Origin of the sequence: Agreia pratensis, from assembly GCF_900177685.1 — a bacterium.
GTDB lineage: Bacteria > Actinomycetota > Actinomycetes > Actinomycetales > Microbacteriaceae > Agreia > Agreia pratensis.
On sequence record NZ_FXAY01000002.1, the window covers coordinates 229808 to 244066 of the forward strand.

Here is a 14259-nt window from a genome sequence, read left to right on the forward strand (position 1 = left end):
ATCCGGATCGATCTAGCGTTGCTCCGTGAACCAACGAACCCGATTCCTTCGCCTCTCCGGTGCCGTGACGCTTCCCCTCGTCACCGTCGCACTCCTCGCCCTGAGTGCACCTCTCGCCGCCACGGCCGCCGCCCCCTATCCCAGCGACACGGCCAAGCCTGATCTGCCGTCACTGCTGAGCGGCTACACCTCGCTGTGGAAGTCCGACGGGGTGAACGATCTGCGCGGAACAGTCGTCGACGGCCCCACGCTCGCCCGCAACGATGAGCTCGCTGTCTGGATCAACGGCCACGCGACGCCGGCGCAGCAGTTCCTCGCGCTGCAGGACTCCGAGTATCAGACGACGGGCAACACGAGCTACGACCAGTCGATCACCATCGCGACGGCGCTCGGATCTGTGCTCGCTCCGATCTACGTGACGGGGCGGCAGAACGGATCACTGCCTCTGACGAGCGCCCTGATCAACAGCTCGAACGGCACCAGCGGCGCCTATGTGAGCACGGGCGCCTCGAAGGCTGCTTTCAGCTATCCCCGCCCGTATCTGCCGACCGACCCGACGACCCCCGCTGTAGCCGGTGACGATGCCGGATGCGCGCCGACCATCGTGAACGCATCATCGCTCACCGCGAACCGCGTCGGCACTCCCTATGCCTCATCGCAGGGAAACCTGCTGATCACGCGCGTGCCCGCGGTCGTCGACACGACGCACCAGTTCTCGACCAATGACGTGAGCCTCAACGCCTCGTACAGCGGCACCGGAATCTGCACCGGCGGCGCTTTCCCCAGCGGTCACACGACGACCGCTTATCAGGCAGGCATCACTCTGGCCACGCTGCTGCCGAGCCTTGCCCCTGAGATCCTGACCCGCGCATCCGAAGCCGGTAACGACCGCATCGTTCTCGGTGTGCACTACCCGCTCGACATCATGGGCGGGCGCATCAGCGGTGAAGCCGCGCTCGCGGCCCGCTGGTCTGACACGAAGTACCGCACCGAGGTGCTCGAGCCCGCCCAGAAAGAACTGACCGACTACCTGCAGCAGCAGTGCGGCGGAACCCTCGACGCCTGCCTGGCTCGCGGCGCCGCCTACCAGTCGAACCCCTACGGTGGCCAGGCCATCCCGGGCGGCACGTCGCAGATCGTGACCGACCGTGCCAGCGCGGTCGCGGTATACGGCGAGCGGCTCGACTATGGCTTCGCGAAGACCGGTGCAGCGAACCAGGCGCCCTCGGTGCCCGCCGGCGCGGAGAACCTCCTGCTGAGCACGTTCCCGAGTCTGAGCGACGCCCAGCGTGCGTCTGTTCTCGCGCAGACCCAGATCGCGTCTGGCGACCCGCTCGATCTCAGTGGTTCTGCCGCCGGATCGTGGCAGCGGCTGAACCTCGCCGCTGCGACGAGCGCCACGGTGCAGCTGAACGCCGACGGATCCGTGACGGTTGCCTCCGTCGGTGGGAAGGCTGCTGTTCTGCCTGTCGCGGCGTCGAACGTGTCCGACCCCGGGTCGGCGACCGACGCATCCGGGTCGTCGACCTCGTCGTCGCTCGCGGCGACCGGCCTGGATGCCGAGCCGATTCTGGCCGGTTCCGTTGCGGCCACGCTGCTCGGGCTGGGCATCGTCGCCGCGCTGAGCGTGCGACGCAGGCGCACTCGCTGACATCGCAGGAGTGAGCGCGGGCGTTCGCTCCCAGCGCGGTGGTGTGACCGCCGCGTTGGGCGCGAACGCCCGCGTTCGTGCGTGCGGAGCGTCTACTGCCCGAGCGATTGCTGGCGGAGCCATACCAGGATCTCGGTGGCGAGCTGGTTCCAGCCGTGGTCGATCGTGAGTGAGTGACCGCGGTCGGTGAAGGTGATGAGCTCGGTCACCGCATTCGAGTCTCGATACTGCCTGAGTGTCGCGTCGACGACGGTCTCGGGAACGGTATGGTCCTGGCCGCCGGCGATCAGCAACAGGGGAGCGCGATCGTCGTTGCCCGTCGCCACCTCGGCCTCTGAGTGCAGGGCGAAGTTCGCTACGGCCGCCTGGAAGAGAGGCCTTGCGGGTGAGGGGATGTTCCACGCGTTCCACAGCGCAGACGACTCCTCTGCGCTCAGGGCGTTGCCGAACCCGAAGCGCCACTGCTCCTCAGTGAGCGATACCGCTTTATGAAGATTGCCGGGATTGCCGAGCACCGGGAATGACGAGCGCAGTTGATTCAGCGGAAGCGGGAGCACGCCCTTGATCTGTGCCGGGTCGATGGCCACGCCGGCGGCGCCGTAGCCCTGGCCCAACAGCTTCTCCACGACGAGGCCGCCGAACGAGTGGCCGATGAGGATGGGCTGCACCTCGAACGAGTCGGCGATGGTCTGAAAATGCTCGACGACGTCGTCGATGGTCTTGTCTGCTGCATCGTCTGCGTGCGCTCGAGATGCTTCGACGGTGTCGTGCTCACCCGGCCAGAGCGGGGCCGCGGCGGTGTAGCCCTCCTTCTCGAACCGATCGATCCACGGCTGCCAGCTGGATGCGTGCACCCACAGGCCATGGATGAAGACGACGGGCTGGGGTGAAGACATGAGCGACTTCCTTTCGATCGAACGGAAAGAACACTGTGGTCACCACCATAGGACTGCGGCTATGGCGTTGTCGCGGGTCTCGTGCAATCGCCCGCTTGGGGCGTCTTCAGTCCTCCTGCACAGCAACCGACAACATGCGGTTATCCACAGCATAAAAACCTGATCAAATGTCGATTGAGTGTGAGAATGCAATGTCAGTGGCTACTGTTTGAATTCTCGTATGGACCTCCTCGACGCATCCCTCGGCGATATCGCCGCGCGGCTGCTCGAGCTCCTTGAAATCGACCGGGCAGCAACGGCTATCGGTGCGATATCGGGCGATGCCCTATTGGAGTCGGCTCACGATTGGGAGGCCATCGGCCGCGCCGGAGATGCTGCCCGCACCTGGGTCGCGGCAGAGATCGCGTACGAGTCGCGCCGTGAACTCGACACCACGGGCCTGGCATATCAACACGGGTTCTCGTCGGCGAAGAAACTCCTCGCGGCGTCGACGAACGTGTCTGAGCGCACGGCTGCGACTCGAATCGTTCTGGGTCAACAATTGCGTTCGTCTGTGTCGTTGTCGGGCGCTCCGAATCCGAGTTTCTTCCCCGTGGTCGAGTCGGCGTTCTTCGCCGGCCGGGTCGGAGTCGATGCGGCGTCGGTGATCTGCCGCACGTTGTCCGAGATGGTGGACCGCACCGGATGGTCGGACACTACCGAGCAGGCAGAACGGCACCTGGTCGAGGCCGCCGCGGCCACCGTCGGCAGCATCTCGCACGCGGTCGGCGGCGACGCATTCGAGAGAGCGCCTCGGCTCTACACGGTCGAGGAGATCGCCCGGCTGGCTATCCGCATCAGAGAGCACGTCGATCCCGATGGTGCCGAACCCCGCGACCAGATCAAGCAGTCCCTTCGCGGGTTCAGCTACCCGAAGGTCGGAGCCGATGGCATGGCCCGCGGCCGCTACGCCCTCCCACCCCTGCAGCTGGGCGTGTTCCTGACAGCGATCGACTCGGTTCTCAGCCCGCGCACCCCTGATCACAGCGAGTCAGGCACCGCCTCGCGCCCGGCGGAAGAGGCTGAAGAAGACGGCGGCGCTTCCTCTTCGACAGACGTCGAAGCCGTCGTTGATACACGCACCTTCGAGCAGAAGATCCTCGACGCCGTCATGAGCTTGATCGAAATGGCCGCAGCGTCTTCTGCCGTATCCCGGCTGAATGGTGCAGCACCGACTGTGAACGTGCATGTCACTCTCGACGACCTCGCCTCGGGCCGCGGCGTCGGTTGGATCGACGGCAGCACCGAACCCATACCGATCAGCACCGTTGTGCAACTCCAATGCGATGGCGATACCGTTCCCACCCTGTTCGGCCAGCACGGCGAAGTGCTGAACCACGGCAAGACTCAACGATTGGCGACTCGGCGACAACGCAGGGCACTCGCTGCCCGCGACGGCGGATGTGTGATGCCGGGATGCACGGTGCCACCATCACGATGTCAGGCGCACCATGTCATCCCATGGGTCAGCCCGAGATACCTGCCGGGCAAGACCGATCTCGACAACCTGGCACTGCTCTGCCCGTTCCACCACGCCACGATCCACACATCGGCATGGACGCTTGTCATGATCAACGGCAAACCCCACGTGAAGCCGCCCGGCTGGCGAGATCCGGGCCGCACACCAAGACCAGCCGGACATCAACGTGCGCGTCGACCCTGGTGAACGGCGGCCGTGGCGAACGGGGTGGCCGTGATGAACTGGCCGGCCGGCCCCCGCAGTGTCTCTGCCTCGACTACTTGGCTGCGAAGTAGAACTTCGTGCCGTCGAGACTCGACACGACCCAGTGTCCCTGGTCGATACCGCTTGTCGGCACGGCGATGGCGACGTTGCCCGTGGCGGATTCGCCCGGAGAAAGCGCCGCGATGGAGTCCAATCCGCCCGGCGCGATCGCGACGGTGTCGTATTGGTTGTAGGTCTTGCCGTCGGCAGCCTCGAAGCTCACCAGCACCAGGGTCGGGTATCCGTTGTTGTCGGTTCCGGTATAGGTGGCGGTGATGGGCACCAGCGCATACGACGTTCCGGCCGGAGGCTTTTCGTTGAACGAGTTCTCGGCCGCCACTGCTGCATCGGCGTTGAGAGTGGGCGCATTGACCGTCACCGTCCAGGCCGGCTCACCCAACTGCGAGAGATCCACGCTTGATCCGAGCGGGGCGGGGTTCTCGATCGACCCGGCGTCTCCTGGTGCCGGGGCTCCTTGCTCGCCGGTCGTGGTGTCGTCGCCCGGCACGACGGGCTCGGAGGTCACCGACGGGTAGGTGGTCTCGAGGGTGTCGTTCACACTGTCGACGAAGAGACCCGTGTACGTGATCGACAGAACGATCGAGAGGATGAGCGCCAGAAGTGACACGCTGCTTGCGACGATCGCAAGCGTCTTCTTGCGCCCCTTGAGAAAGATCGCGATCACGCCCAGCACCAGAGCGACGAACGCGAAGAAGCCGGTGATGTAGTTGATGACGGGGATGAACGATCCGAGAAGAGCCAGGCCTCCGAGGATCAACGACGTGAGAGCGAGGCCACTCGGCCCGGTCTTCGGGCTGATGGTTCCCGGTGCGTAGGGGGCGGCCGGGTACTGGGTAGATGCATACTGCCCCGATCCATTCTGCGCAGCTGAGCGGTAGGGCTGGGGTGGTTGCGGGGGAGGCGTTCCGTAGTCGCTGACCGGAGGTGCGGGCGGGGCAGGGGGCGTGGGCGGGGCCGAAGGTGCACTCGGCGCGGGAGGTGCAGCGGAGAACTGCGGCGCGGCAGGAACAACCGGCGCTGGCGGAGCGCTGGGCGCGGGCGGCGCCGATGAGAACTGCGGAACGGTCGGGAACTGTGGGGTGCTCGGTGCCGGAGGAGCGCTCGGTGCGTCGGGAGTCTCAGGTGCGTTGGAAGAAGCTGACGTCTTGGGCTCTTCGGGACTTCCCGGAAATGCAGGAGGCTGTGTGGCTGGCATGTTCCGAGTGTGGCAGAGGAGGCCATGTCCGCAACACCCTCAGGAGAAGCGACCGCCCGCCCCTAGGTGTTGTCACCGCCGGTCTGATCTGCCCCCACCTCGTCGCGCGCAGAATAGTTCTGCCGGTCGAAGCCGACCCCGTCTTCGCCCGACCACAGCCACTGGGCGACCTCGGGAATGTCCTCGCCGTGCTCGCGCGTGTATTGCCGGGCGCGCATGCGCGCATCCTGCATCTCCTGTCGCAGCGCGGCGGCCTTCGAACCCAGTCCGGGAACACGGTCGATCGCGTCGATTACCAGGTGGTACCGGTCGAGGTTGTTGAGCATGAGCATGTCGAACGGCGTGGTCGTCGTGCCGTTCTCGATGAAGCCGCGCACGTGCAGGTTGGCGTTCGCCGCCCGACGATAGGTCAGACGATGGATGAGCCACGGGTAGCCGTGATACGCGAACACGATGGGCTTGTCGGTCGTGAAGATGGTGTCGAAGTCGCGGTTAGACAGGCCGTGCGGATGCTCGGTCTCGTCTTGTAGACGCATCAGGTCGATCACGTTGACGACTCGCACCCGCAGTTCGGGCAGATGCTTGCGCAGCAGGGATGCGGCCGCGAGCGTCTCGATGGTCGGAATATCGCCGGCGCACGCGAGCACGATGTCGGGTTCGTCGCTCGGCCGTTCGGTGCCGGCCCAGTCCCAGATACCGAGTCCGCGGGTGCAGTGTGCCACGGCCTCGGGCATGCTGAGCCACTGCGGGCCCGGCTGCTTTCCGGCGACGACCACGTTGATGTAGTCGACGCTGCGCAGGCAGTGGTCATAGGTCGACAGAAGCGTGTTCGCGTCGACGGGCAGATAGACCCGCACGACGTCGGCCTTCTTGTTCACGACGTGGTCGATGAATCCCGGGTCCTGGTGGCTGAACCCGTTGTGGTCCTGCCTCCAGACGTGGCTCGAGAGCAGGTAGTTGAGGCTCGACACGGAGCGTCGCCACGGAATCGACCGGGCGACCTGCAGCCATTTCGCGTGCTGGTTGAACATCGAGTCGACGATGTGGATGAATGCCTCGTAGCAGTTGAATAGTCCGTGCCGGCCGGTGAGCAGATACCCCTCGAGCCAGCCCTGGCACTGGTGCTCCGAGAGCATCTCCATGACCCGTCCGGCACGGGCCAGGTTCAGGTCGACCGGCAGGATCTCGGCGTTCCACTGCTTGTCGGTGGCCGTGTAGACCTCCTGCAGGCGATTGGATGCCGTCTCATCGGGCCCGAAGATGCGGAAGTTGTCGGGGTTGAGACGAATGACGTCGGCGAGCCACCCGCCCAGAACCTTGGTCGCCTCGGCCGTCTCGTGGCCGGGGGCCGTGACGTCGACGCCGTATTCGCGGAAGTCCGGCATCCGGAGCTCGCGTCGCAACAGCCCGCCGTTCGAATACGGCGTGGCGCTCATGCGCAGGTAGCCCTCCGGTGCGAGACCGGTGACGAACGGTGTGGGTCTACCGGCAGAGTCGAAGAGTTCCTCGGGCTTGTACTTCTTCATCCACGACTCGAGCAGCCGGGTGTGCGCCTCGGTATCGCGGGCGCTGGCCAGCGGAACCTGGTGGGCCCGCCACGTGTTCTCGACCGGCAGGCCGTCGATCTCGACGGGGCAGGTCCAGCCCTTGGGTGTGCGCAGAATGATCATGGGCCAGCGCGGAGTTCCCTCGAGAGTGCCGTCGGCGGCATCCTGCTTGATCGCAGCGATCTCGTTGAGCACGGTGTCGAGCGTCTCGGCCATGCGGGCGTGCACGAGCAGCGGATCTTCGCCGTCGAAGCCGCCCGACACGATATGCGGGTTGTGTCCGTAGCCGCGCATCAGCGCGAGCAGGTCGTCTTCGGGGATACGCGCGAGAACGCTGGGATTGGCGATCTTGTAGCCGTTGAGGTGCAGGATCGGCAGTACGACGCCGTCTTGCATCGGATCGATGAACTTGTTCGAGTGCCAGGCCGTGGCGAGCGGGCCGGTCTCGGCCTCGCCGTCGCCGATGACCGCGGCGACCAGCAGGTTCGGATTGTCGAAGGCGGCCCCGTAGGCATGCGAGAGCGAGTACCCCAGCTCGCCGCCCTCGTTGATCGAGCCGGGCGTCTCGGGCGCGGCGTGGCTCGGGATGCCGCCCGGAAAGCTGAACTGACGGAACAGGGCGCGCATGCCGTCGGTCGACTGATCGATCTTCGAGTAGATCTCGGAGTAGGTGCCGTCGAGCCATGCGTTGGCCACCATGCCCGGGCCGCCGTGGCCTGGTCCCGCGATGTAGAGCGTGGGCAGCGATCGCTGCCGGATCATGCGGTTCAGATGCGCGTAGACGAAGTTGAGGCCTGGCGTGGTTCCCCAATGCCCGAGCAGGCGCGGCTTCACGTCGTCTCGACTGAGCGGTTGCTCGAGCAGGGGGTTGTCGAGCAGGTAGATCTGGCCGACTGAGAGGTAGTTCGCGGCCCGCCACCAGGCATCTACCTGCAGAAGAGCGTCGCCCTCGAGCGGTTCTGCCGGGCGCTGGTACCAGGGGTTGTGCGCGTCGCGCGGGATGACGGGCGACTGGAGCCCGCCGACGGTGGGCGAGGGTGTGGATGCGGAACCGGTCATGGAACGTCTCCTCTGCACTGCACTGGCGAAGTGCTGCTCATCCTAGGCCCGGGGTGTGTCCATCCGGGAGGTGCTTGACGCCCGTGCGGAACGGGATGCGTGCCATGTCTTCCAGTGCGAGACAGCCTTCGCGAGCACGCGCTTGAGCCACTGACCCAGGCGGTGGGCGGCGGGGAACTCGGTGCCGAGAATGGCGATGCCCAAGAACACGATCAGCCAGCCCGGACCCGGCAGGGGCACGAGGATCAGGCCGATGACAGCGACGGTCACCCCGAGAACCGCTACCGCGAACCGGTAGGCGAATCGGATGCGCGGGTGCCGTTCGACCCAGGCCCGGGCTCGGCGCAGTGCGCGGCGCAGTGGATTCTGCGGGCTCTCGCCGATCTCGATCTCTCGGGTGAGGGTGTCGGTCATCGCTTCACGTTAAGTGAGAACCCTCCTTTTTGGCTGAGGAATGTGGTCTCGATACGGCCGCAGGCGGCCTACTCGACCAGCGCGGATGCGCCCTCTGCGCTGATCGAGTAGTCGCGCGAGGAACGAGCCGACGTATCGAGATCACATCTGAAATCTGTGTTTATCTTGCTTTCACAGGAAAACAGACATAAAGTCACATCACAACACAGGCACAAGCGGGTTCGCAGACGAATCGAAGGACGAGGTCAACGACGACATGTACGCGATAGAGCGTCACCAGAAGATCGGTGAAGAGATCGGCGCCCAGGGCCGTGTCACCGTGACCGAGCTCTCCGAGCGATTCGGTGTCACCCCCGAGACCGTGCGACGAGACCTCGACCTGCTCGAGCAGCAGGGTGTGCTGCAGCGCGTGCATGGCGGCGCAGTGGCCGGATCGAAGATCAGCCTCGCCGAGTCGACCGTCGCCGTGCGCTCAGACAAGGCGCGCGACTCCAAGCTCCTGATCGCCCGCGCCGCCCTCGGCATGATCGGGGAGTCCTTCCGCGGCTCGATCCTCATCGACGCGGGCACGACGACCGCTGCGCTGGCCCAGTTGTTGGCCGACTGGAGCCCGGTCGGCGGCGTCTCAGACGGGCATCCGCTGACCATCATCACCAACTCCGTGCCGATCGCGGCCCTACTGCACCTCAACCCCGCCATCGAGCTGCACCTTCTCGGCGGCAGCGTCAGGGGCATCACGAGCGCCGCCGTCGGAGCGTCGACCATCGAACAGCTCGACCGGCTGCGCCCCGACATCGCCTTCATCGGAACGAACGGCGTGAGCGCCGGTTTCGGCCTCAGTACTCCCGAAGAGCGAGAGGCCGCGGTCAAGGCCGCCATGATCCGTCGCTCGCGCCGCTCGGTGGTGCTGGCCGACTCGAGCAAGCTCGACGAAGAGGCGCTCTACCGCTTCGCCGAACTGCGCGACCTCGACACTCTTGTCTCCGACGTCGATCCCGCCGGAACGCTCTCCGCAGCCCTCGACGCCGAGGGCGTGGAGGTGATCGTGCCGTGATCGTGACTCTCACCGTGAATCCATCGTTCGACCGCACAGTCGAGCTTGCCGCTCCTCTCGAGCGCGGCCAGGTGCAGCGCGCCGTCGTCACAGGCCAAGAGCCCGGCGGCAAGGGCGTGAACGTCTCGCGGGCGCTGCACGCGGCCGGATGCGACACCCTCGCGATCCTGCCCGGCGCGTCGACAGACCCGCTGGTCGTGGCGCTCGAGGTGTCGGGCATTCCGACAGCCGCGGTCGCGATCGACTCGCCCATCCGGTCGAATATCACCCTGGCCGAGCCCGACGGAACGACGACGAAGCTCAACGACCCGGGCGTGCGCCTCTCGGAGGCCGTCATCGCCGAACTCATCGACGTGGTCGTGACGCAATCTGCGTCTGCGTCGTGGCTCGTATTGGCGGGCTCCGTGCCGCCCGGCGTGGCCGACACCTTCTATGCCGCGCTCGTGCGTGCGGTGCGGCTCTCGCCCACAGCGCCGCGCATCGCCGTCGACAGCTCGGGTGCGCCACTTGCCGCCCTCGTGGCCTCTGGCGAGAGGGTCGACCTCATCAAGCCGAACGCCGAAGAACTGCTGCAGCTGGCCGAGTCGCAGGGTCTCGACACCGGATCTGCGACGCACGAGCAGCTCGAGGCCGACCCTGAGCTCGCGGTTTCGCTGGCGCAGTCTCTTCTGTCGCCCTCGCTTGGAGCGGTGCTCGTCACTCTCGGTTCGCACGGCGCGGTGCTGGTAAATGCGGAGGGCGCCTGGCGTGCTCCTGCTCCTCGCATCGTGGCCCGCAGCACCGTCGGAGCGGGCGACTGCTCGCTCGCGGGCTATGTGCTCGCGGACCAGCGCGGCGATTCCCCGGCCGGGCGTCTCGCCCAAGCGGTGGCCCACGGTGCCGCCGCCGCCTCTCTCCCTGGCACGACCGTGCCGACACTCGAACAGACACATCCAGGCGACATCGTCGTCACCACGATTCCGCGCATCGCCGCGGGGCAGATCTAAACAAAGGAGAACAAGGATGTCTTCACTCATCACCCCCGGGCTGGTGATCCTCGACGAGGATCTCGGCACCGAACGCGCGGGCGTCATCAGGCGCCTTGCCGAGCTGGTCACCGCATCCGGTCGCGCCAGCGACACCGAGGCGCTGTTCGCGGATGCCTGGGCACGTGAAAGCAAGACCGACACGGGAATCCCGGGCGGAATCGCCATTCCGCACTGCCGTTCCACGGCGGTTCTCGAGCCGACCCTGGCCATGGCGCGACCCGCGCCCGCGGTCGACTTCGGCGCATCCGACGGCCCGGCCGACATCATCTTCTTCATCGCTGCTCCCGACGGCGCAGACCAGGCGCACCTCGTGCTGCTCTCGAAGCTCGCGCGCTCGCTCATCAAGCCGGAGTTCGTGACCGCCCTCCGCGAGGCGACGAGCGCCGAAGCGATCGTCGAGCTCGTCGACGGAGCTCTCGCCGACGAGCCGGTAGCGGATGCCACGCCCACTTCTGCGGCGTCCGCGCCGGCTTCCGACGGCTCGTCCGCCGCGGCCCGGCCGATTCTCGTTGCCGTCACTGCCTGCCCGACCGGTATCGCGCACACCTACATGGCCGCCGACTCGCTCGTAGCAGCGGCCAAGCGTGCCGGCGCCGAGTTGCACGTCGAGACGCAGGGCTCGTCGAGCGTGACGCCTCTCGACCCTGCCGTGATCGCCAGCGCCGTGGCCGTCGTCTTCGCGGTCGACGTCGATGTTCGCGACAAGGGCAGATTTGCGGGCAAGCCCGTCATCCAGTCGCCGGTCAAGCGCGGCATCGACGAGCCCGACAAGATGATCGCCGAGGCGCTCGCAGCCGCCAACGACCCGCAGGCGCGACGCGTTTCGGGTGACGGGGCCGCGGCATCCACCGGCACCGCGACCAACGAGCACGTCGGCCAGAAGATCAAGCGCTGGCTGCTCACCGGTGTCAGCTACATGATCCCGTTCGTCGCGGGTGGCGGTCTGCTGATCGCCCTCGGCTTCCTGCTCGGCGGCTACCAGATCAGTGACCACGCGAAGGACATCATCCTTCAGAACAGCCTCTTCAACCTGCCCGATGGCGGACTCGGAACGTACCTCGGTGCGGTCGCTTTCGCCATCGGAGCGGCATCGATGGGCTTCCTCGTGCCCGCTCTCGCCGGCTACATCGCCTACGCGATCGCCGACAGGCCGGGTATCGCGGTGGGCTTCACTGCCGGTGCGGTCGCCCTGCTGATGAACGCCGGATTCCTCGGAGGCCTCGTCGGAGGTCTGCTCGCCGGATTCATCGCGTGGGCGCTCGGACGACTTCAGGTTCCGCGCTGGCTGCGCGGACTGATGCCCGTCGTGATCATTCCTTTGGTGGGCTCGATCTTCGCGTCGGGGCTGATGGTGATCGTGCTCGGCGGACCGATCGCGCTCCTGATGACTGGCCTCAGCGATTGGCTGTCTTCGCTCACAGGCGCCAGCGCCATCATCTTGGGACTCATTCTCGGAGTGATGATGGCCGCCGACCTCGGTGGCCCCATCAATAAGGTTGCGTACGCCTTCGCCGTGGCCGGTCTCTCGGCCGGTTCGATCACGAACCAGGCGCCCTGGCAGATCATGGCTGCGGTGATGGCCGCGGGAATGGTTCCGCCGCTCGCCCTGGCCCTCGCCACCGTGATCGACAAGAAACTGTTCAGCATGGCTGAGCGTGAGAACGGCAAGGCCGCGTGGCTGCTCGGTGCCGCCTTCATCTCTGAGGGCGCGATTCCGTTCGCCGCCGTCGACCCGCTGCGTGTCATTCCTGCCGGCATCGTGGGCAGTGCGCTGACCGGCGCGATCGTCATGGGCACGGGAGTCACCTCGCAGGCTCCCCACGGAGGCATCTTCGTGTTCTTCGCGATCGGCAACCTCGCCATGTTCATCGTGGCGATCCTCGCCGGCACGATCGTGTCGGGCCTGCTCGTCGTCGCACTCAAGAAGTGGGTGCGTCGTCGCCCGATCGAGGGTGCCGAGGGCGCAGCCGCATCCGATTCAGTGGTCGCGGGATCGGCTGCCACGACGGCTGTGCCGGCAGCCGCTCGCTGAGCCGGCCCCGAGCATCCGCTGAGATACTCACCACACACCTTCACTTCACTTCACTTCACTCCAACGAAACGAGAACCCCCATGCCAGAACGCAACGCCACTATCGCCAGCCGCGTCGGACTTCACGCCCGTCCCGCCTCCGTCTTCATCGAGGCGGTCAAGCGCCAGCCCATGAAAGTGACCATCTCGAAGGGCGGCAGCACGCCGCTCGATGCTGCGAGCATCCTGTCGATCATGAGCCTGGGCGCCGCGAACGGCGACATCGTCACCCTCGCGGCAGAGGGCGATGGAGCCGAGGCCGCACTCGAGGAGCTGGCGACGCTGCTCGAGACCGACCTCGACGCCGAATAGCTTGCTCCGAGTGGTCTCGATACGACGGCTCGTTCCTCGCGCGTCTACTCGACCAGCGCATCTGCGCTGATCGAGTAGGCCGCGAAGCTGCCGTATCGAGATCTCTGTCAGGCGGCGAGGTGGAAGGTGCTCGCGAAGCGGCCGAGCAGTTCGGCCCGGCCGCGCAGCACCTCGACCTCGCCGCTTTCGATGGCGCGCAGCGGGGCCAGCTCGCCCGAAATGAGCCGATGGATGGCCGGGCCGGTAGCGAAGGCGACGTCGACAGGGCCGTCACCGCGGGTCATATCGAGTGCTGATCCGTCTACACGGATGATGAGCTCGTTGTCACCCAGACGCGCTGCATACGATGTGGCCGGCAACTCGAGCGCCACAGCGGGCTGAAAAGCAGTGCGCAGATCGATGGTCAGCGAATCGGGAGTGATGACCTGCTCGCTTCGCGCATCGCCCAACGCCTTGAACCCCCAGGCGCCCAGAGCAAGTACCACGGGCTCCAGCTCGCGGCCATAGGGTGTCAATTCGTAGACGATGACGCGTGAGCGCGGCGCGCGACGGATAATGCCGACCGCCTGCAACTCCTTGAGCCTGGCCGCCAGAATGTTGCTCGGGATGCGGGGGAGCCCCGTGGCGAGCTCGCCGTAGCGCCGAGGCCCTACGATCAGGTCGCGCACGATGAGCAGTGCCCAGCGTTCGCCGATGAGCTCGACCGCGCGCGAGATTCCGGAGTACTGCCCGTAGTCCCGTGCCGCCATCGGCCTCAGGCCTGCTCGGGCTGCGGGTTCATGGCGGCTTCTGGCCCCTGCTCCGCGGCGACGGGGTCCATCCAACCGAACTCGATGAGGTTTCCATCGGGGTCGGTGATCTGGCGCTGGTACATGAAGCCGTAATCGGATGCCGGCTGCGGCTCTGTGCCGCCGGCAGCGATTCCATTCGTCACGGCCTCGTCGACTGCGTCGCGACTGTCGAGGAAGATCGCGGTGGAGACGGCGGGGTTGACCGCGTTGTCACCGATCGGCAGCTTCGTGAACGTCTGGAAGAACTCGCGCACCAGGATCATGAAGTAGTTATGGCCGTCTTCGACGACGACACAAGCCGCATTGTGATCGGTGAACTTGGGATTGATCGAGAATCCGAGCGCTTCGTAGAACGCCTTGGCGCGCTCGAGATCGGTGACGGGCAGGTTGACGAACATCGACTTCATTGTGGAGCTCCTCAGAACGGTCACGGAGTGTGATGCGCTGATACTTGCAAAA

The 14259-nt window shown here is 66.1% G+C and carries 12 protein-coding genes; 6 read left to right on the top strand and 6 right to left on the bottom strand.

Annotated features, from left to right (window positions below; all coding sequences use genetic code 11):
• The first annotated feature begins 25 nt into the window (after positions 1-25).
• The gene (locus B9Y86_RS06505) at positions 26-1651 is read left to right on the top strand and encodes a phosphatase PAP2 family protein (RefSeq protein WP_085484227.1); all 1626 of its coding nucleotides are present in this window, start codon (positions 26-28) and stop codon (positions 1649-1651) included.
• Positions 1652-1743: 92 nt separating this feature from the next.
• Here B9Y86_RS06505 and B9Y86_RS06510 read toward each other — a convergent pair whose 3' ends face one another.
• Positions 1744-2547 carry an alpha/beta hydrolase gene (locus B9Y86_RS06510; RefSeq protein ID WP_085484229.1) on the bottom strand — a complete coding sequence of 268 codons (804 nt, stop codon included), beginning with the start codon at positions 2545-2547 and terminating at the stop codon, positions 1744-1746.
• A 220-nt stretch (positions 2548-2767) separates the two neighbouring features.
• Here B9Y86_RS06510 and B9Y86_RS06515 point away from each other — a divergent pair, with 220 nt between their 5' ends.
• Positions 2768-4252 carry an HNH endonuclease signature motif containing protein gene (locus B9Y86_RS06515; protein ID WP_085484231.1) on the top strand — a complete coding sequence of 495 codons (1485 nt, stop codon included), beginning with the start codon at positions 2768-2770 and terminating at the stop codon, positions 4250-4252.
• 70 nt (positions 4253-4322) lie between these two features.
• On the opposite strand, the gene B9Y86_RS17500 is transcribed toward B9Y86_RS06515, so the two are convergent.
• From B9Y86_RS17500 to B9Y86_RS06535, 3 genes are all read right to left on the bottom strand, one after another.
• A complete protein-coding gene (locus B9Y86_RS17500) occupies positions 4323-5525 on the bottom strand; it encodes an SUR7/PalI family protein (protein ID WP_176223284.1) in 1203 nt (400 codons plus the stop codon).
• A 62-nt stretch (positions 5526-5587) separates the two neighbouring features.
• Positions 5588-8131 (bottom strand): phosphoketolase family protein, encoded by a 2544-nt coding sequence (locus B9Y86_RS06530; protein ID WP_085484235.1) that lies wholly within the window; start codon positions 8129-8131, stop codon positions 5588-5590.
• A gap of 42 nt (positions 8132-8173) precedes the next feature.
• Positions 8174-8545 (bottom strand): TIGR02611 family protein, encoded by a 372-nt coding sequence (locus B9Y86_RS06535; RefSeq protein WP_085484237.1) that lies wholly within the window; start codon positions 8543-8545, stop codon positions 8174-8176.
• A gap of 256 nt (positions 8546-8801) precedes the next feature.
• Between B9Y86_RS06535 and B9Y86_RS06540 the strand changes: the two genes are divergently transcribed.
• The 4 genes from B9Y86_RS06540 (at position 8802) to B9Y86_RS06555 (ending at position 13009) form a co-directional block, all read left to right on the top strand.
• Positions 8802-9599, top strand: coding sequence for a DeoR/GlpR family DNA-binding transcription regulator (locus B9Y86_RS06540; RefSeq protein WP_085484240.1), 798 nt, complete (start codon positions 8802-8804; stop codon positions 9597-9599).
• Positions 9596-10585 carry a 1-phosphofructokinase family hexose kinase gene (locus B9Y86_RS06545; RefSeq protein ID WP_085484242.1) on the top strand — a complete coding sequence of 330 codons (990 nt, stop codon included), beginning with the start codon at positions 9596-9598 and terminating at the stop codon, positions 10583-10585. Before B9Y86_RS06540 ends, B9Y86_RS06545 begins: the two co-directional genes overlap by 4 nt.
• A 16-nt stretch (positions 10586-10601) precedes the next feature.
• The gene (locus tag B9Y86_RS06550) at positions 10602-12659 is read left to right on the top strand and encodes a PTS fructose transporter subunit IIABC (protein ID WP_085484244.1); all 2058 of its coding nucleotides are present in this window, start codon (positions 10602-10604) and stop codon (positions 12657-12659) included.
• Positions 12660-12739: 80 nt separating this feature from the next.
• Entirely contained in the window at positions 12740-13009 is a 270-nt protein-coding gene (locus B9Y86_RS06555) for an HPr family phosphocarrier protein (protein ID WP_085484246.1), read from the top strand.
• A gap of 107 nt (positions 13010-13116) precedes the next feature.
• On the opposite strand, the gene B9Y86_RS06560 is transcribed toward B9Y86_RS06555, so the two are convergent.
• Together B9Y86_RS06560 and B9Y86_RS06565 are read right to left on the bottom strand one after the other, a co-directional pair.
• Positions 13117-13758, bottom strand: coding sequence for a winged helix-turn-helix transcriptional regulator (locus B9Y86_RS06560; RefSeq protein ID WP_085484248.1), 642 nt, complete (start codon positions 13756-13758; stop codon positions 13117-13119).
• A 5-nt stretch (positions 13759-13763) separates the two neighbouring features.
• Positions 13764-14207, bottom strand: coding sequence for a VOC family protein (locus B9Y86_RS06565; RefSeq protein ID WP_085484250.1), 444 nt, complete (start codon positions 14205-14207; stop codon positions 13764-13766).
• Positions 14208-14259: the final 52 nt, after the last annotated feature.

Excerpts from the sequence above, each read along its gene's own strand:
- B9Y86_RS06510 (WP_085484229.1), bottom strand. The coding sequence starts at position 2,547 with ATGTCTTCACCCCAGCCCGTCGTCTTCATCCATGGCCTGTGGGTGCAC.
- B9Y86_RS06515 (WP_085484231.1), top strand. The coding sequence starts at position 2,768 with ATGGACCTCCTCGACGCATCCCTCGGCGATATCGCCGCGCGGCTGCTC.
- B9Y86_RS17500 (WP_176223284.1), bottom strand. The coding sequence starts at position 5,525 with ATGCCAGCCACACAGCCTCCTGCATTTCCGGGAAGTCCCGAAGAGCCC.
- B9Y86_RS06530 (WP_085484235.1), bottom strand. The coding sequence starts at position 8,131 with ATGACCGGTTCCGCATCCACACCCTCGCCCACCGTCGGCGGGCTCCAG.
- B9Y86_RS06535 (WP_085484237.1), bottom strand. The coding sequence starts at position 8,545 with ATGACCGACACCCTCACCCGAGAGATCGAGATCGGCGAGAGCCCGCAG.
- B9Y86_RS06540 (WP_085484240.1), top strand. The coding sequence starts at position 8,802 with ATGTACGCGATAGAGCGTCACCAGAAGATCGGTGAAGAGATCGGCGCC.
- B9Y86_RS06550 (WP_085484244.1), top strand. The coding sequence starts at position 10,602 with ATGTCTTCACTCATCACCCCCGGGCTGGTGATCCTCGACGAGGATCTC.
- B9Y86_RS06555 (WP_085484246.1), top strand. The coding sequence starts at position 12,740 with ATGCCAGAACGCAACGCCACTATCGCCAGCCGCGTCGGACTTCACGCC.
- B9Y86_RS06560 (WP_085484248.1), bottom strand. The coding sequence starts at position 13,758 with ATGGCGGCACGGGACTACGGGCAGTACTCCGGAATCTCGCGCGCGGTC.
- B9Y86_RS06565 (WP_085484250.1), bottom strand. The coding sequence starts at position 14,207 with ATGAAGTCGATGTTCGTCAACCTGCCCGTCACCGATCTCGAGCGCGCC.